This window comes from Micromonospora sp. NPDC003241 (assembly GCF_053589795.1).
This window is the reverse complement of sequence record NZ_JBSFSO010000072.1, coordinates 1-23698: the sequence shown is the minus strand read 5'-3', so window position 1 is coordinate 23698 and position 23698 is coordinate 1. Positions and strand designations below refer to the sequence as shown.

The 23698-nt window shown below is 72.2% G+C and carries 22 protein-coding genes; 8 read left to right on the top strand and 14 right to left on the bottom strand.

Annotated elements, in window-relative coordinates; translation table 11 throughout:
- Nucleotides 1–520 precede the first annotated feature (520 nt).
- On the bottom strand, nucleotides 521–1510 hold the full coding sequence (locus ACWDVW_RS31485; RefSeq protein WP_449956297.1) for a pirin family protein: 990 nt from the start codon (nucleotides 1508–1510) through the stop codon (nucleotides 521–523).
- An 11-nt stretch (nucleotides 1511–1521) separates the two neighbouring features.
- The gene (locus tag ACWDVW_RS31480; RefSeq protein WP_449956294.1) at nucleotides 1522–1998 is read right to left on the bottom strand and encodes a MarR family winged helix-turn-helix transcriptional regulator; all 477 of its coding nucleotides are present in this window, start codon (nucleotides 1996–1998) and stop codon (nucleotides 1522–1524) included.
- A 293-nt stretch (nucleotides 1999–2291) separates the two neighbouring features.
- Here ACWDVW_RS31480 and ACWDVW_RS31475 point away from each other — a divergent pair, with 293 nt between their 5' ends.
- Nucleotides 2292–2831: a GNAT family N-acetyltransferase gene (locus tag ACWDVW_RS31475; protein WP_449956291.1), complete on the top strand. Its 540-nt coding sequence runs from the start codon at nucleotides 2292–2294 to the stop codon at nucleotides 2829–2831.
- A gap of 403 nt (nucleotides 2832–3234) precedes the next feature.
- Here ACWDVW_RS31475 and ACWDVW_RS31470 read toward each other — a convergent pair whose 3' ends face one another.
- Complete coding sequence (locus ACWDVW_RS31470) at nucleotides 3235–3966, bottom strand: hypothetical protein (protein ID WP_449956289.1); 732 nt, start codon at nucleotides 3964–3966, stop codon at nucleotides 3235–3237.
- Nucleotides 3967–4357: 391 nt separating this feature from the next.
- Between ACWDVW_RS31470 and ACWDVW_RS31465 the strand changes: the two genes are divergently transcribed.
- Nucleotides 4358–5179, top strand: coding sequence for a SigB/SigF/SigG family RNA polymerase sigma factor (locus ACWDVW_RS31465; protein ID WP_396746559.1), 822 nt, complete (start codon nucleotides 4358–4360; stop codon nucleotides 5177–5179).
- 126 nt (nucleotides 5180–5305) lie between these two features.
- Here ACWDVW_RS31465 and ACWDVW_RS31460 read toward each other — a convergent pair whose 3' ends face one another.
- Genes ACWDVW_RS31460 through ACWDVW_RS31450 form a run of 3 tightly spaced genes read right to left on the bottom strand, consistent with a single transcriptional unit; the run spans nucleotide 5306 to nucleotide 8074 of the window.
- Entirely contained in the window at nucleotides 5306–5899 is a 594-nt protein-coding gene (locus ACWDVW_RS31460; RefSeq protein ID WP_449956285.1) for a GNAT family N-acetyltransferase, read from the bottom strand.
- Nucleotides 5896–7407, bottom strand: a complete 1512-nt coding sequence (locus ACWDVW_RS31455) for an APC family permease (protein WP_449956282.1) — start codon at nucleotides 7405–7407, stop codon at nucleotides 5896–5898. Before ACWDVW_RS31455 ends, ACWDVW_RS31460 begins: the two co-directional genes overlap by 4 nt.
- Nucleotides 7408–7447: 40 nt before the next feature.
- Nucleotides 7448–8074 (bottom strand): GOLPH3/VPS74 family protein, encoded by a 627-nt coding sequence (locus tag ACWDVW_RS31450; protein ID WP_350695176.1) that lies wholly within the window; start codon nucleotides 8072–8074, stop codon nucleotides 7448–7450.
- A gap of 143 nt (nucleotides 8075–8217) precedes the next feature.
- Here ACWDVW_RS31450 and ACWDVW_RS31445 point away from each other — a divergent pair, with 143 nt between their 5' ends.
- The 3 genes from ACWDVW_RS31445 (at nucleotide 8218) to hrpB (ending at nucleotide 11975) form a co-directional block, all read left to right on the top strand.
- A complete protein-coding gene (locus tag ACWDVW_RS31445) occupies nucleotides 8218–9060 on the top strand; it encodes a helix-turn-helix domain-containing protein (protein WP_449956279.1) in 843 nt (280 codons plus the stop codon).
- Nucleotides 9061–9102: 42 nt separating this feature from the next.
- Entirely contained in the window at nucleotides 9103–9303 is a 201-nt protein-coding gene (locus tag ACWDVW_RS31440; protein ID WP_449956276.1) for a DUF397 domain-containing protein, read from the top strand.
- A gap of 161 nt (nucleotides 9304–9464) precedes the next feature.
- The gene (gene hrpB / locus ACWDVW_RS31435; protein ID WP_449956302.1) at nucleotides 9465–11975 is read left to right on the top strand and encodes an ATP-dependent helicase HrpB; all 2511 of its coding nucleotides are present in this window, start codon (nucleotides 9465–9467) and stop codon (nucleotides 11973–11975) included.
- A gap of 106 nt (nucleotides 11976–12081) precedes the next feature.
- Here the strand turns inward: hrpB and ACWDVW_RS31430 are convergent, their stop codons facing one another.
- A complete protein-coding gene (locus ACWDVW_RS31430) occupies nucleotides 12082–12810 on the bottom strand; it encodes a PP2C family protein-serine/threonine phosphatase (protein ID WP_350695181.1) in 729 nt (242 codons plus the stop codon).
- 222 nt (nucleotides 12811–13032) lie between these two features.
- Here ACWDVW_RS31430 and ACWDVW_RS31425 point away from each other — a divergent pair, with 222 nt between their 5' ends.
- From ACWDVW_RS31425 to ACWDVW_RS31415, 3 genes are all read left to right on the top strand, one after another.
- Complete coding sequence (locus ACWDVW_RS31425) at nucleotides 13033–15645, top strand: glycoside hydrolase family 9 protein (protein ID WP_449956273.1); 2613 nt, start codon at nucleotides 13033–13035, stop codon at nucleotides 15643–15645.
- A gap of 120 nt (nucleotides 15646–15765) precedes the next feature.
- Nucleotides 15766–16839 carry a serine hydrolase domain-containing protein gene (locus ACWDVW_RS31420; protein WP_449956270.1) on the top strand — a complete coding sequence of 358 codons (1074 nt, stop codon included), beginning with the start codon at nucleotides 15766–15768 and terminating at the stop codon, nucleotides 16837–16839.
- Between the two features lie 90 nt (nucleotides 16840–16929).
- Nucleotides 16930–17463 carry a GNAT family N-acetyltransferase gene (locus tag ACWDVW_RS31415; RefSeq protein WP_449956267.1) on the top strand — a complete coding sequence of 178 codons (534 nt, stop codon included), beginning with the start codon at nucleotides 16930–16932 and terminating at the stop codon, nucleotides 17461–17463.
- Between the two features lie 42 nt (nucleotides 17464–17505).
- On the opposite strand, the gene ACWDVW_RS31410 is transcribed toward ACWDVW_RS31415, so the two are convergent.
- From ACWDVW_RS31410 to ACWDVW_RS31380, 7 genes are all read right to left on the bottom strand, one after another.
- On the bottom strand, nucleotides 17506–18474 hold the full coding sequence (locus ACWDVW_RS31410) for a TIGR03885 family FMN-dependent LLM class oxidoreductase (RefSeq protein ID WP_449956265.1): 969 nt from the start codon (nucleotides 18472–18474) through the stop codon (nucleotides 17506–17508).
- A 103-nt stretch (nucleotides 18475–18577) separates the two neighbouring features.
- Nucleotides 18578–19639, bottom strand: a complete 1062-nt coding sequence (locus tag ACWDVW_RS31405; RefSeq protein ID WP_449956263.1) for an LLM class flavin-dependent oxidoreductase — start codon at nucleotides 19637–19639, stop codon at nucleotides 18578–18580.
- A 1-nt stretch (nucleotide 19640) separates the two neighbouring features.
- On the bottom strand, nucleotides 19641–20624 hold the full coding sequence (locus ACWDVW_RS31400) for an ABC transporter substrate-binding protein (RefSeq protein WP_449956261.1): 984 nt from the start codon (nucleotides 20622–20624) through the stop codon (nucleotides 19641–19643).
- A 27-nt stretch (nucleotides 20625–20651) separates the two neighbouring features.
- Nucleotides 20652–21395, bottom strand: coding sequence for an ABC transporter ATP-binding protein (locus ACWDVW_RS31395; protein WP_449956258.1), 744 nt, complete (start codon nucleotides 21393–21395; stop codon nucleotides 20652–20654).
- Nucleotides 21392–22249, bottom strand: coding sequence for an ABC transporter permease (locus tag ACWDVW_RS31390; protein WP_449956255.1), 858 nt, complete (start codon nucleotides 22247–22249; stop codon nucleotides 21392–21394). The genes ACWDVW_RS31395 and ACWDVW_RS31390 overlap by 4 nt, the downstream gene beginning before the upstream one ends.
- A gap of 31 nt (nucleotides 22250–22280) precedes the next feature.
- A complete protein-coding gene (locus ACWDVW_RS31385) occupies nucleotides 22281–23486 on the bottom strand; it encodes an SfnB family sulfur acquisition oxidoreductase (RefSeq protein WP_449956252.1) in 1206 nt (401 codons plus the stop codon).
- Nucleotides 23483–23641 carry an amidohydrolase family protein gene (locus ACWDVW_RS31380; RefSeq protein WP_449956299.1) on the bottom strand — a complete coding sequence of 53 codons (159 nt, stop codon included), beginning with the start codon at nucleotides 23639–23641 and terminating at the stop codon, nucleotides 23483–23485. The genes ACWDVW_RS31385 and ACWDVW_RS31380 overlap by 4 nt, the downstream gene beginning before the upstream one ends.
- Between the last annotated feature and the right edge of the window lie 57 nt (nucleotides 23642–23698).

Here is a 23698-nt window from a genome sequence, read left to right as displayed (position 1 = left end):
CCCCAAAAAAAATCAAGCAGAAGACCTAATACCTCATGATTTTGTATTTTACTGTATTTAAGTCTTGTGCTCTTGTGGTGGGTAGATTTGTTGTCGCTGGAGCGACAACAAATCTACCCACCTCAGCCTCGCGCGGAGTGAAGCTGCCAGGTCGGCGGCACGATGACCGCCCGAGGGTGACGGGTCGTGAATCCGGTGCCGGCGAACGGGGTCCGCAGCCAGCACCAGCGCAGGTCCGGCCCGGTGACGGCTCGTACCAGGTGCGGCACACCGAGGCGCGGCCGCTCGAACGACCACGGGACGTACCCACCGCGCAACGCTCGGGCGGAGTCTCCGGCGAGCTACCGCACGCGGTCGGCCGAGTCGGGCCACGCTGAGAACAAGCCGCCGCGCCGAACCGGGCGCGCGGCCCGCGCGGTGCCGACCGGGGCGAGTGACACCCCGGGTAGGACCGCCCGCCCCGGATGCCACGGCCATCCTCCGGCCGCGCAGCGGGGCGGGCTCTCCCCGTGCAGACCCGTCAGGGGCGGTCGCCCTGACCGCCGGTGTGCGGCACCCGCTCCTCCGGGACGACGCCGAGCCGACCGGCCTGGTAGTCCTCGAACGCCTGGATCAGCTCGTCCCGGCTGTTCATCACGAACGGGCCGTACTGGGCGACCGGCTCTCGGATCGGCTGCCCGCCCATGACGTAGAGGTCCAGCGTCGGGGTGCGGCTGTCCTGCCGGGCGTTGGCCTTGAACCGCAGCGCGTCGCCCGGGCCGTGCACCGCGAGCTGTCCGGTACGGACGCCGCGCCCGTTCGCGCCGACCGTGCCCCGACCGCCCAGCACGTACACCAGGGCGTTGAAGTCCGGCCGCCAGGGCAGGTCGACCTGCGCACCGGGCTCGACCGTCACGTGGGCGACGGTGATCGGCGTGTACGTCGATCCGGGCCCCTGGTGCCCGGCGATCTCACCGGCGATCACCCGGACCAGCGCGCCGCCGTCCGGCGTGGTGACCAGTGCCGCCTGGTTGCCCCGGATGTCCTGGTATTTCGGCGGGCTCATCTTGGCCACCTTGGGCAGGTTGACCCAGAGTTGGGTGCCGTGGAACAACCCACCGCTGACCACCAGGTGCTCCGGCGGCGCCTCGATGTGCAGCAGGCCACTGCCCGCCGTCATCCACTGGGTGTCGCCGTTGGTGATGGTGCCGCCACCACCGTGGCTGTCCTGGTGGTCGAAGACCCCGTCGATGATGTACGTGACGGTCTCGAAGCCGCGGTGCGGGTGCCAACTGGTCCCCTTCGGCTCGCCCGGCGCGTACTCCACCTCGCCCATCTGGTCGAGGTGCAGGAACGGGTCCAGCTCGGTGGTGGGTACCCCGGCGAAGGCCCGGCGCACCGGGAAGCCCTCACCCTCGAAGCCGCTGGGCGCGGTGGTCAGCCGGCGGACCGGCCGGATGACGGTGGTGGACTCGTCGAGCTTCGGCAGGCGGGGCAGGACGAGGACGTTGTCGACGGTGATGGCGGGCATCGGAAGCTCCTTCAGCTCTCGCGGGGGGCGGTGCCGGCGGTGCCCTGCAACCGCTGGCCGAGTCGGGTGAAGACCGAGGTCAGGCAGGCGATCTCGGCATCGTCGAGGTCGTCCATCAGGTGGGTGCGGACCGAGCGCAGATGGTGCGGAGCGGCCTCGCGCAGCGCCATCAGGCCGGCGGCGGTGAGCACCGCCTCGCTGCCGCGCCCGTCGTCCGGGCAGGGCTGCCGGGCGACCAGGCCGCGTCGCTGCATGGAGGAGACCTGGTAGGTCAGTCGACTGGGCGAGAAGACCAGTCGGCCGGCGAGCTCGCCCATCCGCAGTCGCTGCCCCGGGGCCTCGGCGAGCAGCACCAACACGTGGTAGTCGGCGAAGCTCAGCTCGCTGGCGGCCCGCAGGTCGTCCTCCAACCGGGTGAACAACCGCTGGCTGGCCTCGATGTACGCCCGCCAGGCGGTGAGTCGCACCTCGCTCAGGCTCTCGGTCATGGCGCCACGGTAGCACGTATTCAAAATTTGAACAATGATGCCCGGGGCAGGCACCATCTGCACCACAACCCCCAGGTGAATGATTTGGTCAAACTTTGAAGCGAAACCGGCGAGACCCTCGTCGATCATGGAGTACTGGCGAGGGTTCCGGGGCTTATGTCCCTTGTGTCGCTACCACAAGTCCATGATCGCGGGGGGCATGCCCGCGCGACGCGGGCACGCCTGTCGTGGGGCATGCCCGCGCGACGAAGCGTGCCGGTCGTGGGGCACGCCCCACGGCAGAGGATGCGGCTGTGCGACACTTTCGCGTCGTGGAACTGACCGGCCCCGGCCTGCTGCTACGCCCCTGGAGCACTGCGGACGCGCCCGCCGTGCTGGCGGCGTGGCACGACCCGGCCATCGCCCAGTGGAACCCGCAGGGCGACGCGTTCGACCTCGACGCCGCCCGCCAGTGGGTGCACTGGCGGGCCGACTGGTCCCAGGGCACCCACGTCTCGCTGGCGGTGGCCGACCCGACCCGGCCGGAGATCATGCTCGGCTCGGTGTCGCTGCACCGGATCCATGCGGGCGACGCGTCGATCGGCTACTGGACCGTCGCCGCCGCCCGGCGGCAGGGCCTCGCCTCGGCGGCGGTCAGCCGGCTCACCGAGTGGGCCTTCCGCGATCTGGGCCTGCACCGCATCGAGTTGTGCCACGCGGTCGGCAACCCGGCCTCCTGCCGGGTCGCCGAGCGGGCCGGATATCCGGTCGAGGGCACGCTACGCCAGTCACACCGCTACGGCGACGGTCGACGCCACGACGAACACCTGCACGCCCGCCTCGCCACCGACTGAGCCCGCAACCGACTGAGCCCGCAACCGGTCATCGGTCAGGAGACGGCGAAAATACCGGCCACGCCCAGCAGGACCATCACCAGTACGGCCAACAGCGCCCCCCGCTCGCTCTCCACCGCCTGCTCACGGTGCTCGGTCACGGGGTTCGTCATCTCGCCGGGCATGGTGCGGCCTCCTCGCTGCTCGGGCCGAAGTCGGGCGTACGCCATCGGCACCGACGGCCGACGGGGCGAGCCCGATCCGGGATGGTGAGGCCGGGGCGGCCTCCGGGCGGGCACGCCGACGCGCACGACGATGTCGCCCGGCACACCGGGGCGTACCGACCCGCGACTGGCTTACCCATCTGGACCAGGGAAAACCCGAAAGTGACCCGTATTTCCGCTGGTGGAGGCGTCGGTGTCGCTCAGCCGAGCGCGGGCAGCGGATGCTCGGCGTACGGCGCGTCCGTCGACCCGGACTCCGGGGCGTCGAGCACGGTCAGACCCCCCGGGTACGCAAAGGACGACCGTGGTGAGTAGTAGCCCCACCCGATGGTGAGCGGATTCTCCGGCCGCAACGCGTAGACCGGGTGATCCGGGTCCAGGAACTCCACCGACTCGATCTCGAAGGAGGTGGACGGCTCGGCGACCACCGGATAGACGCTGCTGACCAGCCGGCCGTGCAGCGCGGTGACGTACCGGTGGTGGCCGTTGTGCACGGCGTGCCCGGTCTCCCCGGCGCGCACCCGGGCGCGGATCGCGGGCGCGCCGTCGATGGTGGTCTCGGTCACCAGCTCGTGGCCGTTCGCGGCGATGGTGGTGTCGCCGGTCAGCGCGGGGGCGCCCCGGCCGAGGGCGTACCGGCGGACCAGTTCGCTGGAGGTCACGTAGTGGGTCCACCAGCCGCCCGGGGTCACCCCGTCGGGGGCGTCCACGCCGGCCAGGGTCACCCCGAGATAGGTCAGCGAGTACGCGCCGAAGCCGGAGGTCTGGCTCGCGTCGTCGACCACGTACTGGTTCATGAAGACCTGACCGTCGGGATGCGGGTGGAGCCCGGCCGGTACGAGTGCCGCCACCGCGTGCGGATCCGCCGGCAGCCAGCTGAAATACAGCGTCCGGCAGTTCACGACGAGTTGGGGCACCGCGGGGTCGAGCACAACACCTCCGGTCAGCAGTTGCTCGCGACGCTATGCCGGTCCCACCGACGGGACAACGACGGATTGGCGACAGTCGTCGAACCGACCCGTCGGCATATCCCCCGATCGGCGTCGACGGGCATCCGCCCGTCCGGGTCATCGCGGGTGACGGCCGATGAGGGGATCGTCCGAACCGCCCGGTCTTGATCGCGAATCACCCTCCGACCCGATGGCACTTCATGGATGAATGACCGATTGAGACTGTTTCATGCCGTGAAATCACTTAAGTACATCGTCCGTTCGGCTAGATTTCTGCGGCACGATCAGGCTATGGTGACTCCCGAACGGACTAACAGGCTCTAAACCAAAGCGTCACGTCTTTATCCGCGGACGAGGTGCAGGGAGGACCACCATGACCGCGCTCACCGAAACGGCGACTGCCCCGGCGCCCACCACGGCACCGAAGCTCGACCCGCGTTCGCTCTCCGACAGCGCCACCGACCTACTCAACGCGATGGCCGCGCTGCCGGCCGGGCACCCGTCCCGGGCCGCGCTGCGCGACCGGGCGATCGAGGCCTGGTTGCCGCTGGCCAACCACCTCGCACACCGCTACAGCGGACGCGGCGAGCCCACCGACGACCTGGCCCAGACCGCCGCCGTCGGCCTCATCAAGGCCATCGACAAGTTCGACCCCACCCGGGGCGTCGACTTCGCCGGCTACGCGATCCCGACCATCATCGGTGAGCTCAAGCGGCACTTCCGCGACCGCACCTGGGACATCCGGGTCCCCCGGCGGCTCCAGGAGCTGCGGCTGGCCATCTCCGACGCCAACAGCTCGCTGTTGCAGACCCTGGGTCGCTCGCCGACGGTCGCCGACATCGCCAGCCACCTCAGCCTCACCGAGGAAGAGGTCCTGGAGGGCCTGGAAGGCGCCCGCGCCTACAACGCGGTGTCGCTGTCCACCCCGACCGGTGACGGTGACCGGGCCACCGAGCTGGGCGACATGCTCGGCGGCGAGGACAGCGAGTTCGAGCTGGCCGAGCTGCGGGTGGCCCTCGGGCCGGCGTTGGCCACGCTGGACGAGCGCGAGCAGAAGATCCTCACCCTGCGCTTCTACGGCAACCTCACCCAGTCGCAGATCGCCGAGCAGATCGGCGTCTCGCAGATGCACGTGTCCCGGCTGCTGGCCCGGGCGCTGACGAAGCTGCGGGGGCAGCTCGACGGTACGTACTAAGTAAGAGGGGGTGGCGACGGTGGCCGGGTCCGCAGGGACCCGGCCACCGTCGTGTCCGCCCACCGGCTCGGCCCGTCGGCCCATCGGGCCGGCGCCCGCGTCGGTCGAGCCGGTGGGGCGGACGACTCAGGTGGCGGACGGCTCCCGCCACATCGGCCAGAACGGCGTGTCGTCGGGCAGCCGGAACGGCTCCGACACCCGGTAGCCGTGCCGCGCGTAGAGGTCACGGCCGATCTCGCTGCTCGCTTCCAGATAGGCCGGTACGCCGTGGGCGTCCAGCCAGGCGTGGTGGTGCCGCAGCAGCGCCGAACCCACCCCCTGCCCCTGGCGGTCCGGCCGCACGGCCAGCAGCGCCAGGTGATGGTGGTCCCGGTGCGGGTGATGGGCGGCGAACAGCTCGTCCAGGTGGACGAAGCGCGGCGTCCACTCCCCGCACGCGGCGGCCAGCCGGGCGTCGTAGTCCTCCGGCGGCGGCAGCGGTTCACCGACCGACGGCAGCCAGACCGCCACACCGGCCCGGTCGGCGGTGCCGAACACCAGCCCGTGCCGCATCGCGTGCGCCACGATGATCTCGAAGTTCCCGGCCAGTACCGCCTCCCGCTTGGCCTCGTCCGGGACCAGCCACCGGGTGGCGTCCAGGACCAGGAAGGACTCGGCGATGCGCTCGGCCACCCAGCGGGTGTCAGCCACGTCGAGACGGGCGATCGTCGGAGCGGTCATCGCCGCACCTCCGCCCCGACCGGCGACGGCGGGGCCACGGCCGCGGTGGCGCTCTCGGCCCCCAGACCGATCCGGGCGTACGTGTCGGGCCGGCTGCTGCGCAACGTCAGCCCCCAGAGCACGCCGAGCAACGCGGCCACCGGGTACACCGCCGGGAAGGCCCAGCGCAGCGGGGAGTCGGGCTCGACGCCGAGCAGGTTGGCGAAGTTCTGCACGGCCAGCACGATGATGGCGGTCAGCGCGACCGCCGCGATCCCCGGGGCGACCAGCCGCCGCCAGAGCGTCTCCTGCTCGGCGTTGCGGGCGAAGTAGACGATGATGGCGACCGCGGTGGTCGCGATCAGCAGCAGCACACCGAAGCCACCGCTGGTGCCCAGCCAGAAGAACAGTTGCAGGACCGGGTCCCAGCCGTTGAACGCGTACAGCAGGATCACCACCAGGCCGAGCGCGCTCTGCGCCAGCGAGGCGGCCTGCGGAGCACCGGTCGTCGGCGAGGTCCGCCCGAACACCGCCGGCAGCACCCGCTCGCGGCCCAGCGCGAAGGCGTACCGCGCGGTGGTGTTGTGGAACGAGATCATCGCGGCCAGCACCGAGGTCAGGAAGAGCGCCTGGCCGATGGTGAGGACGGTGTCGCCCAGGTGCGCGCCGGCCAGGTTGAAGATCAGCTCCACGCTCTGGGTGCCGGCCTCCTCGACGATCCGGTCCGGGCCGACGGCCACCGTCATGCTCCACGAGGAGAGGGCGTAGACCACCGCGATGATCGCCACCGAGAGGTAGGTGGCCATCGGCACGGTCCGCTGCGGGTCCTTGCTCTCCTCGCTGAACACCACCGCCGCCTCGAAGCCGACGAAGCCGAGGATGGCCAGCACCAGCACCGCGCCCAGGCCGGGCACGAAGAAGTTGTCCGGCGAGAACGCCGCGAAGCTGACGCTGCCGCCCGCCGGGTTGCCCAACTGGCCGAGGTCGAACACCACGATGACGGCGATCTCGGCGCAGAGCAGCGCGGCCAGCACCATGCCGTTGATGTCCACCCGCAGCAGCCCGAGCAGGCCCACCAGCGCCCAGGCCAGCAGCGCCACGATCCACCACTGGGGCGTCACGCCGAACAGCCGGTCCAGCACCGGTGCCGCCGCGGCGCCGATGGTGCCGTAGAGCCCGACCTGCAGGGCGTTGTACGCGATCAGCGCGACCCAGGCCGCGCCCACCCCGGCCGGGCGGCCCAGCCCCCGGGCCACGTACGCGTAGAAGGCGCCGGCGTTGGCCATCCGGCGGGCCATCGCCACGTAGCCGGCGGAGAAGAGCGCCAACACGGCGGCGACCGCCAGGAAGGCCAGCGGGATGCCGAGCACCCCGACGACGCCGTAGCCGGTGGTGACCACACCGGCGACCACGGTCAACGGCGCCGCCGCGGAGAGCACGAAGAACACCACCGAGGGCACCCCGAGGCGGCCACGGGCCAGTGCCTCGGAGACGTTGCTCGGTCGTGGGGTTGTCACTGTCGAGGACATGACTGCTCCGGATGTCAGGGAGGGGAAGAGGGGAACCGGCTCAGGGGATGCCGCGCAGCACGGCCGCACCCACGGCGGCCTCGGTCTGTCCGACGAGTTCCTTCAGCGGAGCCGGCAGGGCCGGAATGATCAGGTTGAGCCGGTGGTGGGCGCGCGGACCCGCGCTCCACAGCACCTCGCGGGTCAAGCCGGCCGCCGCCACCAGCCCGAGCAGCAGCGCGTCGGGCACGTGGGGCGGATCCGCGCGTTCCAGCGCGGCGCGCAGTCGGGTGGCCGGCCAGGCCGCGACGTTGAGGTCGGTCGGCACGTACGTGACGCTGGTCCGCAGCAGTCGGCGCGTCTCCTGCCGACGCAGCACCCCGGCCCGCGCCAACCGCTCCCCCACCGAGGTCACCGCCGTCTGGGCGAGGAAGCTGAGCCAGGTCCGCACCGCCTGGTGCTGCTGCTCGCCGATCAACTGGTCGAGCACGGTGTGCGCCAGCGCGTCGCCCGGTGGACGCCGGTCGACGACGGTGACCTGCCCGGCGGCGACCGTCACGTGTCCATAGAGGACCAGCTCGCCGAGCAGGCCGGCGGCCAGGCCGAGACTGGTGGCGGCCGGATGCAGCTTGGCCTTGCCCCGGGTGTCGTTGTGGGCGATCAGGAAGAACTCGTCGGCGATGAGCACGCGTCCCCCCGGGTCGGCCGTCCATAGTGATCGCTAACCGGAGGCAAGGATGCACCGAGCGCAACTGCAACGCAACTCCCGTTTTTGGCAGTTGCACTCCGTGCTGACGCGACCTGGGACTTTTCCCGTGACAGACTCGGAGGGTGACCGCGAGCCCCACCGTTCGCCGCCGCCGCATCGCCCGGGAACTCCGCCAGTTGCGCGAACGCGCCGGCATGACCCTGGACGTCGCCGCTCGGCAACTGGACATGTCCAAGAGCAATCTCTCCCGCATCGAGAACGCCCAGATCGGCATCAAGCCGCGCGACGTCCGGGCCGCGTTGGCGCTGTACCAGGTGACCGGGAACGACGCCGAGGCGCTCATCGAGATCGCCCGGGGCGCCCAGCAACGGGGCTGGTGGCAGCACTACAGCGACGTCCTGCCCGAGTGGTTCGAGTTCTACGTCGGACTGGAGGCCGAGGCGGCCACCCTGCGCACGTACGAGGCGGAGGCGGTGCCGGGCCTGTTGCAGACCGAGGCGTACGCCCGGGACGTCTACCGGCTCACCGCCGGCGAGGACGACATCGACCGCAAGGTGGCCGCCCGACTGCGCCGCCAGGACGTGCTGCGCAGCGACGAGCCGGCCGAGCTGTCGGTGGTGCTGAACGAGGCGGTGCTGCTACGCCCCGTGAGCGAACGGGCGGTCATGGCGGAGCAACTCGCCCACCTGGAGAGCACCACACAGCTACCCAACGTCACCATCCAGGTACTTCCATTCGCGGCCGGCGGCCACCCGGCGATGAACTCGCCGTACGTGATCCTCACGTTTGCCGACGCCGCCGACGCGGCCGTGGTTTACCTGGAAAACCTCTCGACAGGCCTGGCACTGGAAGAGGTCGCGCAGGTGCGCTCGTATAGCCTTGTGCACGAGAGGCTGCGACGTCTGGCGCTTGATCCAGCGGCGTCTTTGGTGCGCCTGAAGGAAGCTTCTCGTTACTTTACGTGACCGTTCGGCGCGGTCACAGTCGGTATCGACGAAGGGATCGCGATGACCGCGCTCGACCTGTCCCGGGCTAACTGGCGCACCAGTACGCGCAGCGTGGGCAACGGCAACTGCGTCGAGGTCGCCGTCGTCGACGGTCGGGTGGCGGTGCGGGACAGCAAGGACCGCCCCGGCCCCGTGCTGACCTTCCCGTCGTCGGCCTGGCACGCCTTCGTCACCGGCGTCGACGAGGTCCACGCCGGCTGATCCGCCGCCTCTGCGGGCACCGTCGGCCGGCCGACGGACCCGTCGGCCAGGGACGGAAACGGCACGCCGGCCAGGCAGTCGACCGGGGCGGATCAGGCACGTCGGCCGGGGCCGGAACAGGCACGACGCCCCGGGCCGGAGGGCCGGTGCGAGACTGGGCCGTGCTCTCCGACGTACCCCTCGACCTGCCGGTCCGTCCCGCGCTGCCGGCGCTGGTGGCGGCACTGCGCGCGGCGGGCGCCGCCATCCTGGTCGCCCCGCCGGGCACCGGCAAGACCACGCTCGCCCCGCTGGCGGTGGCCGACGCGGTCGCCGGACGGGTGATCGTCGCCCAGCCCCGACGGGTGGCCGCCCGTGCCGCCGCCCGGCGGATGGCGACGCTGCTCGGCGAGCGCGTCGGTGACCGGGTCGGCTACGCGGTGCGCGGCGACCGCCGGACCGGCGCGCGGACCCGGGTCGAGGTGGTCACCACCGGGCTGCTGGTCCGCCGGTTGCAGCACGACCCGGAACTGGCCGGCGTCGGCGCGGTGCTGCTGGACGAGGTCCACGAACGACAGCTCGACGCCGACCTCGCGCTCGCCTTCAGCGTGGAGGCCCGCGCCGCGCTGCGGCCGGACCTGTGGCTGCTGGCGATGTCGGCGACCCCCGAGGCGGACCGCTTCGCCGCCCTGCTCGGCGGGGACACGCCCGCGCCGGTGGTCCGGGCCGCCTCGGCGCTGCACCCGGTGACCCGGGTCTGGGCGCCGCCGGCCCGGCCGGTGCCGCCGCCCGGCGCCGGGCCGGTGGACCGGGCGCTGCTGGACCACGTGGCCGCCACCGTCCGGCGGGCACTCGACGAACAGGACGGTGACCTGCTGGTCTTCCTGCCCGGCGTGGGCGAGATCGCGGCCGTCGCGGGCCGGCTGGCCGCCCTGCGCGACCACGTCGACGTGCTCCGGCTACACGGCCGCCAGGACGGCGCCGAGCAGGACGCCGCGCTGCGCCCGGGACCGCGACGGCGGGTGGTGCTGGCCACCGCGGTGGCCGAGAGCAGCCTGACCGTGCCCGGGGTACGAACCGTGGTGGACGCCGGCCTGTCCCGGGTCGCCCGGCTGGACCTGGCCCGGGGGCTCGGCGCGCTGGTCACCGTGTCGGTGTCCCGGGCCGGGGCCACCCAGCGGGCCGGGCGGGCCGGCCGTGAGGCGCCGGGGCACGTCTATCGCTGCTGGTCACCGGCGACCCACGAGCGGCTGGCGGCCCAGCCGGAGCCGGAGATCGCCACCGCCGACCTCACCGGCTTCGCGCTCGACCTCGCCGCCTGGGGCGCACCGGACGGCACCGGGCTGGCGCTGCCGGATCCGCCCCCGACGGCGGCGATGACGGTGGCCCGGGAGACGCTGGGCACGCTCGGCGCCCTCGACCCGGACGGGCGGATCACGGCGCGGGGACGCGCGATCGCCGCCACCGGAGCGCATCCCCGACTGGCCCGGGCCCTGCTCGACGGTGCCGCCCGGGTGGGCGCCCGGCGCGCCGCCGAGGTGGTGGCGATGCTCGCCGAGGAATCCGTCGCCGGTGCCGGGGACGACCTCGCCGCCGCCTGGCGTCGGCTACGCGACGGCGTCGACCCGGGTGCCACCGCCCGCTGGCGGACCGAGGTACGCCGGCTGCGTACCGCCCTGCCGACCGGCACCGCCGAGGACCCGTCCGGGAGAGCCCTGCCGGACGACCTGGCCGCCGGGTTGCTGGTCGGCTTGGCGTACCCGGAGCGGTTGGGCCGGGTACGCCGGCCGGGCGGTTCGGCGTACCTGATGAGCGGCGGGACCGCGGCGGAGCTGGCGCCCGGGTCGGCGCTGGCCGGTGCCGGGTGGCTGGCCGTGGCGGTGGCCGACCGGGCACCCGGCGCGCCGGCCGCGCGGGTCCGGCGGGCGGCGGTGCTGGACGAGGCAACCGCCCGCGAGGTCGGCGCGGCGCTGCTGCGCACCGACCGGGAGGTCGGCTGGTCCGGCGACGACGTGGTGGCCCGGGAGGTGGTCCGGCTGGGCGCCATCGAGCTGGTCGACCGGCCGCTGCCCCGACCCGGGTCGGCGGAGGTCGCCGCCGCCCTGCTGACCGGGCTGCGCGACGTCGGCCTCGACCTGCTGCCCTGGACACCGGCGGCGCGGGCGCTGCGCGACCGGCTGGCGTTCTGCCGACACGCGCTCGGCGACGACTGGCCGGACGTCTCCGACGAGGCTCTGCTGGCCGGCGCACCGGACTGGCTCGGACCCGAGCTGGCCCGGGCCCGGCGCCGCGCCGACCTGGCCCGGGTCGACGTGGCCGGTGCGCTGCGCCGGCTGGTGCCCTGGTCGCTGGCGGGGCGACTGGACGAGTTGGCCCCCGAGCGGATCGCCGTGCCGAGCGGGTCCCGGATCCGGGTGGACTACGCCGACCCGGCCGCGCCGGTGCTGGCGGTCCGGCTCCAGGAGACCTTCGGCTGGGCGCAGGCGCCCCGCGTCGGCGGCGGTCGGGTGCCGGTGCTGCTGCACCTGCTCTCACCGGCGGGCCGACCGGTGGCGGTCACCGCCGACCTGGCGTCGTTCTGGCGTACCGGCTACCGGCAGGTGCGCGCCGAGCTGCGCGGACGGTACCCGCGCCATCCCTGGCCGGAGGACCCGACCACGGCCGCGCCCACCCGCCGGGCCGGACGCGGCTGACGTGAAAGGAAGGGTCCCCTGCTAACGCCTGGTGCATAGCAGGGGACCCTTCCTAACATCCGTCGGCAGCGCACGGTCCGAACGCGGATCGAGCGCGGATCGAGCGTCAGGGCTCGTCGACCACGTCCGCGATGACCACGGTGATGTTGTCCGGGCCACCGGCGCGCAAGGCCAGGTCGATGAGCTTGCGGGCACACAGGTCCCGATCCGGATGGGCGGCGAGCACCTCGGCCAGGGTCTCGGCCCGGACGACGTTGGACAGTCCGTCGCTGCACAGCAGCCAGCGGTCGCCGTGGCGGGGCAGCATCGTGGCGTAGGTCGGGGAGACCTCGTCGCCCTGCAACGCCTGGGTGACCACGGCGCGACGGGGGTGGCTGCCGGCCTGGTCCGGTGTGATCACCCCCTGGTCGACGAGCATCTGCACGAACGTGTCGTCCCGGGTGATCTGCTTGAGCACGCCGTCGCGGAACAGGTACGCCCGGGAGTCGCCCACGTGGGCCAGGGCCAGGCAGCTCCCGGTACGCGCGAAGAGCAGCGCGGTCAGCGTCGTACCCATCCCCTGCCGCTGCGGATCCTCGGTCACCGCCTGCCGGATCCGGGTGGTGGCCAGCGCGATGCCGTCCTGCAACGCGGCGACGAGCGCGTCCTCGGGTATCTCCACATCCAGCGGCGCCACCGCCTCGATGGCGATGGCGCTGGCCAGGTCGCCCGCGGCCATCCCGCCCATGCCGTCGGCGACGGCCACCAGCCAGGCCCCGGCGTGCAGCGCGTCCTGGTTGCCGCTGCGGATCAGCCCGCGGTCGCTCGTCCCCGCGGAACGCAGCTTCAGGGTCATGGGACGCAGCCTGCCAGGAGAAGGGCTCCGTTGTCTCTAGGAGATCAGGACGACCGGGCGTGGCGCGGCGAATCTCACTGGCCGACGACCCCCGAGCCCATCGGGCCGGATCGATTGACAGCGCCCGTCCACCCTGGAAACATGCCCGATACCTGGGAGCGCTCCCAGGTTTTCCCGCACACGCCCACCACCATTCCGTCCCGTTCGTCGGAAGGAATATCCGTGACGCCATCCCGACGTCGCCTCGCGGTGCTCGCCGCAGCGACCACCGTGGCGCTGGCCGCCGTGAGCGCCGGCACCGCCCACGCCGATCCCCCGGCCGAGGCCCCCGAACAGATCACGAACGGCGATTTCAGCACCGGCGTGTCGCCGTGGTTCTCCTTCGGTACCGGCCCGCTCGGCGTGACCGACGGCCAACTCTGCACCACCGTCGCAGGCGGGCTGGCCAACCCCTGGGACGCCGGCATCGGCCAGGACGCGGTGGCCCTGGTCGCCGGCGCCGAGTACACCCTCGGCTTCGACGTCACCGCCACCCCCGGCAGCAACGTCACCGCCGTGCTGCAACTGGGCAACGCCCCCTACACCGGCTACTACTCGGTCACCGCCGCCGCCACCCCCACCCAGCAGCGGATCGAGCGGACCTTCGTGGCCCCTGAGGACGACGAGCGCGCCCAGCTCATCTTCCAGGTCGGCGGCGCCGCCGAGGGACAGACCGTCTGCCTGGACAACGTCTCGCTACGCGGCGGCAACCCGCCCGAGCCGTACGTGCCGGACACCGGCCCCCGGGTCCGCGTCAACCAGGTCGGCTACCTGCCCGGCGGCCCGAAGAACGCCACCGTCGTCACCGACGCCACCGCGGCCCTGCCCTGGCAGCTGCGCGCCGCCTCCGGCAGCGTGGTCGCCAGCGGCACCACCACCCCGCGCGGTGTCGACCCGGCCTCGGCGCAGAACGTCCACTCCGTCGACTTCTCCTCCTACCGCACCCCCGGGCAGGGTCTGACGCTCGCCGTGGACGGTGAGGTGAGCCACCCGTTCGACATCTCCGGCGCGCTCTACGAGCGACTGCGCTCCGACGCGTTGCAGTTCTTCTACATCCAGCGCAGCGGTATCGCCATCGACGGCGACCTGGTCGGCGACGAGTACGCCCGCCCGGCCGGTCACCTGGGCGTCGCCCCGAACCAGGGCGACACCGACGTGCCCTGTCAGGCCGGTGTCTGCGACTACCGGCTCGACGTACGCGGCGGCTGGTACGACGCCGGTGACCACGGCAAGTACGTCGTGAACGGTGGTATCGCCACCTACCAGCTGCTGAGCACCTTCGAGCGGACCAAGAACGCCGCCACCGCCGGATTCGGCGCCGCCCTCGGCGACAGCACGCTGCGGCTGCCGGAGCGCGACAACGGGGTGCCCGACATCCTCGACGAGGCCCGCTGGGAGCTGGAGTTCCTGCTGCGGATGCAGGTGCCGGCCGGCAAGCCGCTGGCCGGGATGGCCCACCACAAGATCCACGACCGGAACTGGACCGGCCTGCCGTTGCAGCCGGAGGACGACCCGGAGCCGCGCGAGTTGCACCCGCCGTCCACCGCCGCCACGCTCAACCTGGCCGCCGTGGCCGCGCAGTGCGCCCGACTGTTCGCCCCGTACGACGCGGCGTTCGCCCAGCGCTGCGGCACCGCCGCCAAGACCGCGTACGCGGCGGCCAAGGCCAACCCGACCCGCTACGCCAGCCCGACCGACGGCAACGGCGGCGGCGCGTACGACGACAGCAACGTCACCGACGAGTTCTACTGGGCCGCCGTGGAGCTGTACCTGACCACCGGCGAGCGCACGTACCTGACCGACCTGACCGCGTCGGCGCACCACACCGGCGACGTCTTCGACGTGCGGGGCTTCGGCTGGCAGAGCGTCGCCGCGCTGGGCCGCCTCGACCTGGCCACCGTGCCGAACGGGCTGCCCGCCGCCGACCTGGCCCGGGTTCGCGCGTCGGTCACCACCGCCGCCGACGGCTACCTCGCCGAGATCCAGCGGCAGGCGTACGGGCTGCCGATGCCCGGTGACGCCGGCAGCTACTTCTGGGGCGGCAACAGCAACGTGATCAACAACGCGGTCGTGCTGGCCACCGCGTTCGACCTGACCCGCGAGGCGAAGTACCGCGACGGCGCGGTGCAGGCGATGGACTACATCTTCGGTCGCAACGCGCTGAACATCTCCTACGTGACCGGGTGGGGCGAGCACGCGGCGGAGAACCAGCACAGCCGCATCTTCGGCCACCAGCTCGACCCGTCCATGCCCAAGCCTCCGGTCGGCTCGCTCGCCGGTGGCCCGAACGCCGCCCTCCAGGACCCGTTCGTGGAGCAGTTGCTGGCCGGATGCGCGCCGATGTTCTGCTTCGTCGACGACATCGCCTCGTACTCCACCAACGAGGTCGCCATCAACTGGAACTCGGCGCTGACCTGGATCTCCTCGTTCCTGGCCGACCAGGGTGACGCCTCGGCCGTGCCGGCGCCCACCTGCTCGGTGTCCTACACCAACTACGGCTTCTGGCAGGGCGGCACCGGCTTCACCGCCCAGGTGGCCATCCGCAACAACGGCACCAGCGCGGTGAACGGCTGGACCGCCCGCTTCGCCTTCACCGGCGACGCCAAGGTCCGGGAAGCCTGGACGGCGAAGGTGACGCAGGCCGGCGCCACGGTCACCGCCAAGAACGAGTCGTACAACGCCCGGATCAACCCGGGTGCCACGGTGACCTTCGGCTTCAACGCCACCACCGGACCCGGGGCCAACCCCAACCCGACCCTGGTCACCGTCAACGGCTCACCCTGCACCGTCTCCTGAACCCCGGGTGGGGCGCCGTCGGCGACCGGCGCCCCACCCGGCCCCGTCTCGTGTCGACTGTGTGCCGGATCGCTGTCGCCGGGAGCCGGCTGAGCACACCCAGCGCATAGGGTCCGACCAATGACGATGGACGGGCATTTCCCGGAACGGCGGGGTCAGGCGCAGGACGGTTCGACAGACCTCGGCGCGGTCCGAGAAGCAGTTCGGCGACAGGCCGCCCGGGTCACGCCCGGCATCGCCGACATGCCGGCCTACCTGGCCTCGCAGAACAGTGACCCGTCACACCACGAGATCGTCGGACCGCTGCTGCCCGGCGCGGGCGCGAGCGGGGTGGTGCGCCACCGGGGCGAGGTCATCGCCACCTGGGGCGATCCGGACACCCCGGAGATGCTGTTCAGCGGCACCAAGAGCCTGGTCGCCACGGTCGCCGGCATCGCGTACGACCAGGGGCTCCTCGACCCCGACGCACCGGTGACGGCCCAGGTGGACCATCCGACGCTCACGGCCCTGGCGCTCGACGACATCACCTGGCAGCACCTGCTTCAGCAGACCAGCGGGTGGACCGGCGAGCTGTGGGGCAAACCGACTGCCGTCGACGCGCAGAGCCGGCGCGAGGCTTTCGAATGCGAGGGAGCGCCCGGCACCGGGTGGGCCTACAACGACGTCCGCGTCAACCTGCTCTGCCTGGCGCTGACCCTGCTGCTGCGCCGGCCGCTGCCCGAGGTGCTGCGGACGGCGGTACTCGACCCGCTCGGCGCCTCAGCCGACTGGTCCTGGCACGGCTATCAGAACAGCGTCGTCGAACTCGACGGTGCCCGCCTGCCGGTCGTCAGCGGAGGCGCACACTGGGGCGGCGGCATGTGGATCTCGGCGCGCGACCTCGCCCTGATCGGCGAGCTGTACCTGGCCCGGGGAGCCTGGCAGGGCCGCCGGCTGTTGAGCGCGGAGTGGATCGAGCGCAGCTGGGCGCCCGGCGACCGCAACTCGGATTACGGCTACCTGTGGTGGCGTAACGACTCGCAACGGGTGCAGCCGAACGCACCGGCCACCGGGCGCTGCGCCCGCGGCAATCTGGGCCGTCACCTGCTCTGGATCGACCCCGCCCGGGACCTGGTCGTCGCGTCGCACTGGGGCGACCACGTCGGCCAGCTAATCGCCGACCTCTCCACCGCCGTCACCACCCCACCCCGTTGATCAAGAAGTTTGGGTCTCGATCCGCGTGGTTCGGGGCCCAAACTTCTTGATCGTCGCGTGGCAGCGTGGCCGGTATCGTCGCGTGGCAGCATGGCCGGTGTGACCGAGATCGTGGTGCGGCGGGGTGGGATGGCGGATCGGGACAGCGTGCTGCGGCTGCTCGACGTGGCCATCGCGTGGTTGGCGGAACGGGGGCGTACCGGGCAGTGGGGTACCGCGCCGGCCTCGACCGACCCACGCCGGATCGGGCAGGCCGACGGGTGGGCCGGCGGCGGTGGGCTGTGGCTGGCCGAGGTGGCGGGACAGCCGGTCGGCGCACTGGTGGTGGGCAGCGCCACCGAGTACGTGCCACCCGCCACCGAGCCCGAGCTGTACGTGAACCTGCTGGTCACCGACCGGGCGTACGCCGGTGCCGGGATCGGGGGCCGGCTACTGGCGCACGCCGCCGAGCTGGCCCGGGAACGCGGCGTGGACCTGCTGCGGGTGGACTGCTACGCGGGCGACGACGGCGCGCTGGTGCGCTGGTACGAGCGGCAGGGCTTCACCGCCACCGACCCGTTCACCGTGCCTCGACCCGACGGCGCACAGTGGCCGGGACAGGTGCTGGCCCGCCGCCTCGACTGAGCCGCTGCCCTGCGGCGCGGCCGCGATCGGCGCCGAGGTGGATCAGCCGGCCTGGCCACGCAGCTTCGGCAGCACCTGCTCGCCGAACGCGTCGAGGAACGGCCGCTGCTCCTGCCCGACGTGGTGCAGCGCGATCTGGTCGAACCCGAGGTCGACGTACTCCTCCAACCAGCCCACGTGTCGGCCCAGATCGGCGGAGATGTTGACCACCTCGGCGAGGCGGCTCATCGGCACCTCGGCGGAGACCACGTCGAAGTGTTCCGGGGTGTCCAGGTCCCAGCAGACCGGTGGCGCGAAGACGTTGCTGCGCCACTGGTCGTACGCGATCACCTCGGCGTCGGCCTGGACGGGTGCCCAGCTCAGGTGCACCTGAAGGTGCACCGGCCCGCGCCCGCCCGCCTCCCGGTAGGCGTCGATCATCCGGCGCAGGTGCTCGGGAGCGGCGTTGACGGTGATCAGCCCGTCCGCCCACTCGGCGCACCAGCGGGCGGTCTCGACGCTGACCGCCGCGCCGACCAGGGCCGGCGGTTGCTCGGGGCGGCTCCACAGTCGAGCCCGGTCCACGCGTACCAGGCCGTCGTGGCTGACCTCCTCACCGGCGAGCAGCGCGCGGATGACGTCGACGCACTCGCGCAGCCGGGCGTTGCGGACGTCCTTGCGCGGCCAGACCTCGCCGGTGATGTGCTCGTTGGCGGCCTCACCGGAGCCGAGGGCGGCCCAGAACCGCCCCGGGTACATCGCACCGAGGGTGCCGATCGCCTGGGCGATGATCGCCGGGTGGTAACGCTGCCCGGGCGCGTTGACGACCCCGAAGGACAGGTCGGTGGCCTGGAGCGCGGAGCCGAGCCAGGACCAGGCGAACCCGGAATGGCCCTGGCGTTCGCTCCACGGCGCGAAGTGGTCGGAGCACATGGCCGCGTCGAAGCCGACCCGCTCGGCGTGGATCACCGCTTCCAGCAGCGCGCGCGGGTGGATCTGCTCGTGAGAGGCGTGGAAGCCGATCGCCGTCATGCCGGCCTTCCCTACCCAGGCCGACCCGGATGTAAGCAGGGGTCCCCTGCTAACGCCTGGTGTATAGCAGGGGACCCCTCCTTGCATTCCGCCGGTGGAGCGGTCAGCCCACGGGTACGCCGTGTCGGGAGCGCAGCAGTGGGGCGACCTCGGTGGCGAAGCGTTCCATCTCGGCGAAGTGCGGCTGGAACTGGAACAGGAACGTCTCCACGCCGGCATCGACGAAGCCGCTGATCCGGTCGGCGATCTGGGCGTAGCTGCCGACCAGGCCGGAGAGGGTTCCGCCGTTCGTGCCGACACTGGCCACCCCGACCGCGTTGCGGCCCATCACCCGCGCCGGGTCGGCGCCCTCGATCGGCCTGCGTTGTTCCTGGGTCAGCCGCCAGAGCCGGTCGAACTCCTCCTTCGCCTCGCTCTCGGTCGGCCGGGCGATCAGGAAGCTGGTCAGCCCGAACCGCAGCGGTGCGCGTCCGGTGCGGGGCCGGGACCGCAGGTCGGCGATGATCGCCCGCACCCCGTCCGGGCCCTCAGGCGGTCGGCCGTTGATCAGGAAGACGTCCGCCGCTGCGGCGGCGAGGGCACGGGCCGGCTCCGACTCGCCGCCGAAGTAGACCACCGGCGGCGTGCCGGCGTACGGCAACGGGCGCAGCCGCAGGTCGTCGGCGCGCAGATAGTCGCCGGTCGCGGTCACCGGTCCACCCGCCCATGCCCGCTCCACGATGGACAGCCATTCGCGCGAGTAGTCGTACCGGCGGTCGTGGTCGATCAACGGGAGACCGAGCGCGGTGATCTCGGGTAGGAACCAGCCCGACACCAGGTTGATCGCGAACCGGCCCCGGCTGATGTGACCGATCTGGGTCGCCATCTTGGCCAGTACGCCCGGGTTGTAGAGGAAGGGCTTGACCGCTGCGATGATCTCGATGCGGGAGGTCGCCTCGGCGATCGCGGCCGAACTCGTCCAGGTGTCGATGATGTCGCCGTCCTGGTCACCGGGGTTGATGGTGTGCTGGGCGATGAGGGTGGTGTCGAGACCGAGCCGTTCGGCCTCGACGACGGTCCGCCGGTTGTCGGCGTAGCTGCCGTCGAGGCGCTCGTCGGGATGCCGGCGCACCGCCCAGTTCCCGCTGATCGGCGTCCACACCCCGAGACGCGGTGGCGTGCCCACGTCAGGCCGCCGGCAGGACGTCGTTGAAGTCGCCGACGAAGACCTGCTTCACGTCGACCGGTTTCTCGATGAACTTGACGGTGAGCAGTTCGTCGGCGAACTCCTGCTGGCGGAGCAGGAACGCGTCGTCGATCGGCTGGTAGCCGGCGCCGCTGATCCGGAAGGTGGTGGACAGGGTCGCCAGGCTGTAGTCCACGTGCGGCTTGACGACCTGCGCCGCCTCGTCGGGGTGCTGCGAGGCCCAGAGGCCGAGTTCCGCCGCCGCCTGGAAGAACGCCCGCAACGCCGCGTGCTTCTGCTCGTACGCCTGAGGGCTGACCCGGAGGCAGTAGAGGTTGTTCACCGTGCCGGCGATCCCGTCGATCTCCACCAGTTCCGGGTAGCGCTCCAGGATGTCCGGCGATCCGGGAGCATTCGCCGAGTACGCCTCGATGTCGCCCTTGACGAGAGCGTTGACGCCGTCGGCGCCGAAGATGTTGACCGCCTTGACGTCGTTGTCGGTGAGATTGTTCTTCTTCAGCAACCGCTCGTACAGCAGCCCGTGGTTGGAGCGGATCGGCATGCCGACGCGCTTGCCGACCAGGTCGGCGAAGCTGGTCACCCCGGAGTCACGGCGCACGATGTACTTGATGTTCTGGTCGTTGGGCTTGGTGCAGCCGATCACCTTCTGCCGGCTGCCGGAGGCGGCCGCGGTGATCGGACCGATGTCGCCGGTGTCGGAGATATCGATCTGGCCAGCCTCGATGGCCGAGTTCAGTTCGACCGAGTTGGCGAACTCCCGGTATGTGATCTGCACGCCGGGCACCTGGAGGTCCTTCGCCTCGAACAGCGGCGTGTAGCCGTACAGGTCGGTGGTGACCAGGGTGAGCGAGACGGTGCCGTCGGCGTTCGCCGCGCCACCTCCGCCTCCGCAGCCGGTCAGCGCGACGGCCACGGTGAGCACGGCGGCGAGCAGGGGTGCCCGACGGGATCTGCGGTCGATCATGGTTGTGCCTTTCGGAAGGGGTGCCGGTCAGTGCCGGCCGAGTTCGGTCTCGTAGTGGGCGGCCCCGAGCTGTTCGAGGATCCGGATCCGGGTCCGCTCGAAGCCGGGGTCCTCGCGGGTGCGGGCACCGGTGAAGTGGGGTCTGATCTCGTCGGCGAGCCGGCCGCCGGTCAGCACGAGGATCCGGTCGGCGAGCACGATCGCCTCGTCGACGTCGTGGGTGACCAGGACGGTGGTGAAGCCGTGCGCCTTCCACAGCGAGTGGACCAGGGCCTGCATCCGGAGCCGGGTCAACGCGTCGAGGGCACCGAACGGCTCGTCGAGCAGCAGCACCTCCGGTCGCCGGACGAGGGCGCGGGCGAGCGCGGCCCGCTGTGCCTCGCCGCCGGAGAGCGTGCCCGGCCAGGCGTCGGCGAGGGCGTCGAGGCCGACCTCGGCAAGCACCTCCACGGCCTGCCGGCGCAGTGCGGCGCGGTTGCCGCGCAGCCCGAAGACGACGTTCTCCCAGACCGAGCGCCAGGGCAGGAGCCGGGCGTCCTGGAAGCCGACCGCGACCGGCTGCCGCACGGACAGCTCGCCCTCGTGGTCGGTGTCGAGCGCCGCCAGCGCCCGCAGCAGGGTGCTCTTGCCGCCGCCGCTCTCGCCGACGATGACCAGGAACTCGCCGTGGGGTACCTCCAGGTCGACGGTGTCCAGGATGAGGCGGCTGCCGTAGTGCTTGCGGAGCCCGCGTACGGAGATGCCGGCGACGTCCGGCGACGACGCGCTCATCGGTCCACGAACTCTCGTCGCCAGGACAGCGTCTTCCATTCGATGACCCGGACCAGGCCCTCGATGGCCAGACCGAGCAGCGCGTACAGGGCCAGGCAGAGCACGATCGTGTCGGTCTGCAGGAAGTCCTTGGCCCGGGTCAGCATGTAGCCGATACCGGACTCCGCCGCGACGGTCTCGCCGAAGACCAGGCTGAGCCAGGCGATCGCCAACGAGAACCGCAGTCCGATGAGCAGGTGCGGCAGCGCTCCGGGCAGGATGATGTGCCGGATCACGGCGTACCGGGAGGCCCCACAGCTCTGCGCGAGTTCCCGGAACCGTGGGTCGACCGAGCGGATGCCCTTGCTGAAGTTCAGGTAGATCGGGAAGATCACGCCGATCGCGACCAGGCCGACCTTCAGCGCCTCGTCGATACCGAGCCAGAGCAGGAGCAGCGGCATCATGCCCAGCGTCGGCACGGCCCGCAACATCTGCAGCGGCGGGTCGACGAGTTCGTCGGCCACCCGGGACAGCCCGGTCGCCAATCCCAGCAGTACGCCGATCAGGATGCCGACCAGCAGTCCCAGCACCACCCGTTGCAGGGAGGCCAGCACGTTCGTCGCCAGCACGCCGCTCTCGGCGAACTCGACGAACCGGTCCCAGACCATCTGCGGGCTGGCGAACGTGGTCGGGTTCAGCCAGCCGACGCTGGAGGCCAACTGCCAGACGCCGACGAGCAGGACCGGCACCAGCACCCGCCGGGCCGACTTGAGCAACCGTCGCCGGGCCGGGCTGCGGCGGGCCGGAGGACGGGCCGGGCCACCGGGCGACCGACCGGCCGTGGGATCCACGGTGGACAGAGCAGTCGCGGTCATCGAGGGACACCTCCTCCTACGATCACGTCGTTCACAGCAGGGGCCCCCGGGGTGCGACGCCGTTGAGCACGTGGTTGCCGATGTGGTGGTACTTCCAGCGGGTCGGGTCGTGCAGGGTGTGCGTGCGGGCGTCGCGCCAGAACCGGTCCAGCCCGTGTTCCTCGTCGGTGGCGCTGGTGCCGGCGTACGAGAAGAGTTCGCTGGCGGTGGTCACCGCGGTCTCGGCGGTGAACGCGCGGGCGGCGGCGACGGCGAGCGACGCCTCGGCGACCTTCCCGGCCGCCAGGACCGGGTCGGCCTCGGCCGCGTCGACCGCGTCGGCAGCCCGTTCCAGCAGCGCGCGGGCCGCGCGTACCTGGACGGCCTGCCGGCCTACGTCGTTGATCAGGTGGTGCTCGTCGGCGGCCCGCTCCCACGGGCTGTCGGCGTAGGCCCGGGTCCGGGTACGCACGTACTCGGCTGCGGCGGCCAGCGCCGATTCGGCGATCCCGACGTCGATCGCCGCGTGCAGCAGTTGTCCGGCGGCACCGGCGGTACGCAGTTCCGCGCCGTCGTACGGCCAACTCACGATCTGCTCGACCGGCACCCGCACGTCGGCGAGCAGGGTGCTGCCGCTGTGCGTACCGCGCTGACCGAGGGCGGTCCAGTCGTCGCCGAAGGAGAGCCCGGGCGTGCCCTGCCGGACGAAGGCGACCACGTCGACGCCGTCCGGATCCCGGGTCTTCACCGGCACCCAGTCGGCGGTGGCGGCCCCGGTCGTGTAGTACTTGCGGCCGTCCAGCCGCAGGTCCGTCGTGCCGGGCAGCGGCCGCAGCGACGTCGACGTCTCGCCCTTGCGACGATCGACGCCGCGCTCGGCCATCGCGTTCCCGAAGCGGGCACCACGCAGCACCTCGCCGAGCAGGAACTCCTGCTGTGCGGGACTGCCCCGGTCGCGCAGCACCCGGACGAAGACGAAGTGGTTCTGGAGCACCTGGCTGATGGAGGCGTCCGCGACGGCGAGCACCCGGAACACGTCGGCCAGGTCGCGGTGACCGACGGCGGCACCGCCGTACGCCCGGGGCACCGTGATGCCGAGCAACCCGGAGGCCGCGACCTGCTGGAGTTCGGCGGTGGGGACGGCCCGGTCCCGGTCTCGTTCCCGCGCGCCGGGTGCGAATCGCCGGGCCAGCTCGGTGGCGACGCGTACCGCCTCGGCGCCGTCGGCGAGCACGGGGGCCACGGTGCGCGCGGTCATCCGTCGGCCGTCTCGACGATGCCGAGCAGGCGGCGGGCGTTGCCACCGGCGACGGCGGCCGCCTCCGCCTCGTCCAGTCCGGCGGCGGTGAGCGCGGCGAGGACCTCGTCCCGGTGGATCGACTCGGCCACGATCGGCGAGTCCGAGCCGACCAGGACGTGGGGGGGGGGGGGGGGGGGGGGGCGGGCCGGGGGGGGGGGGGCGGGGCGGGC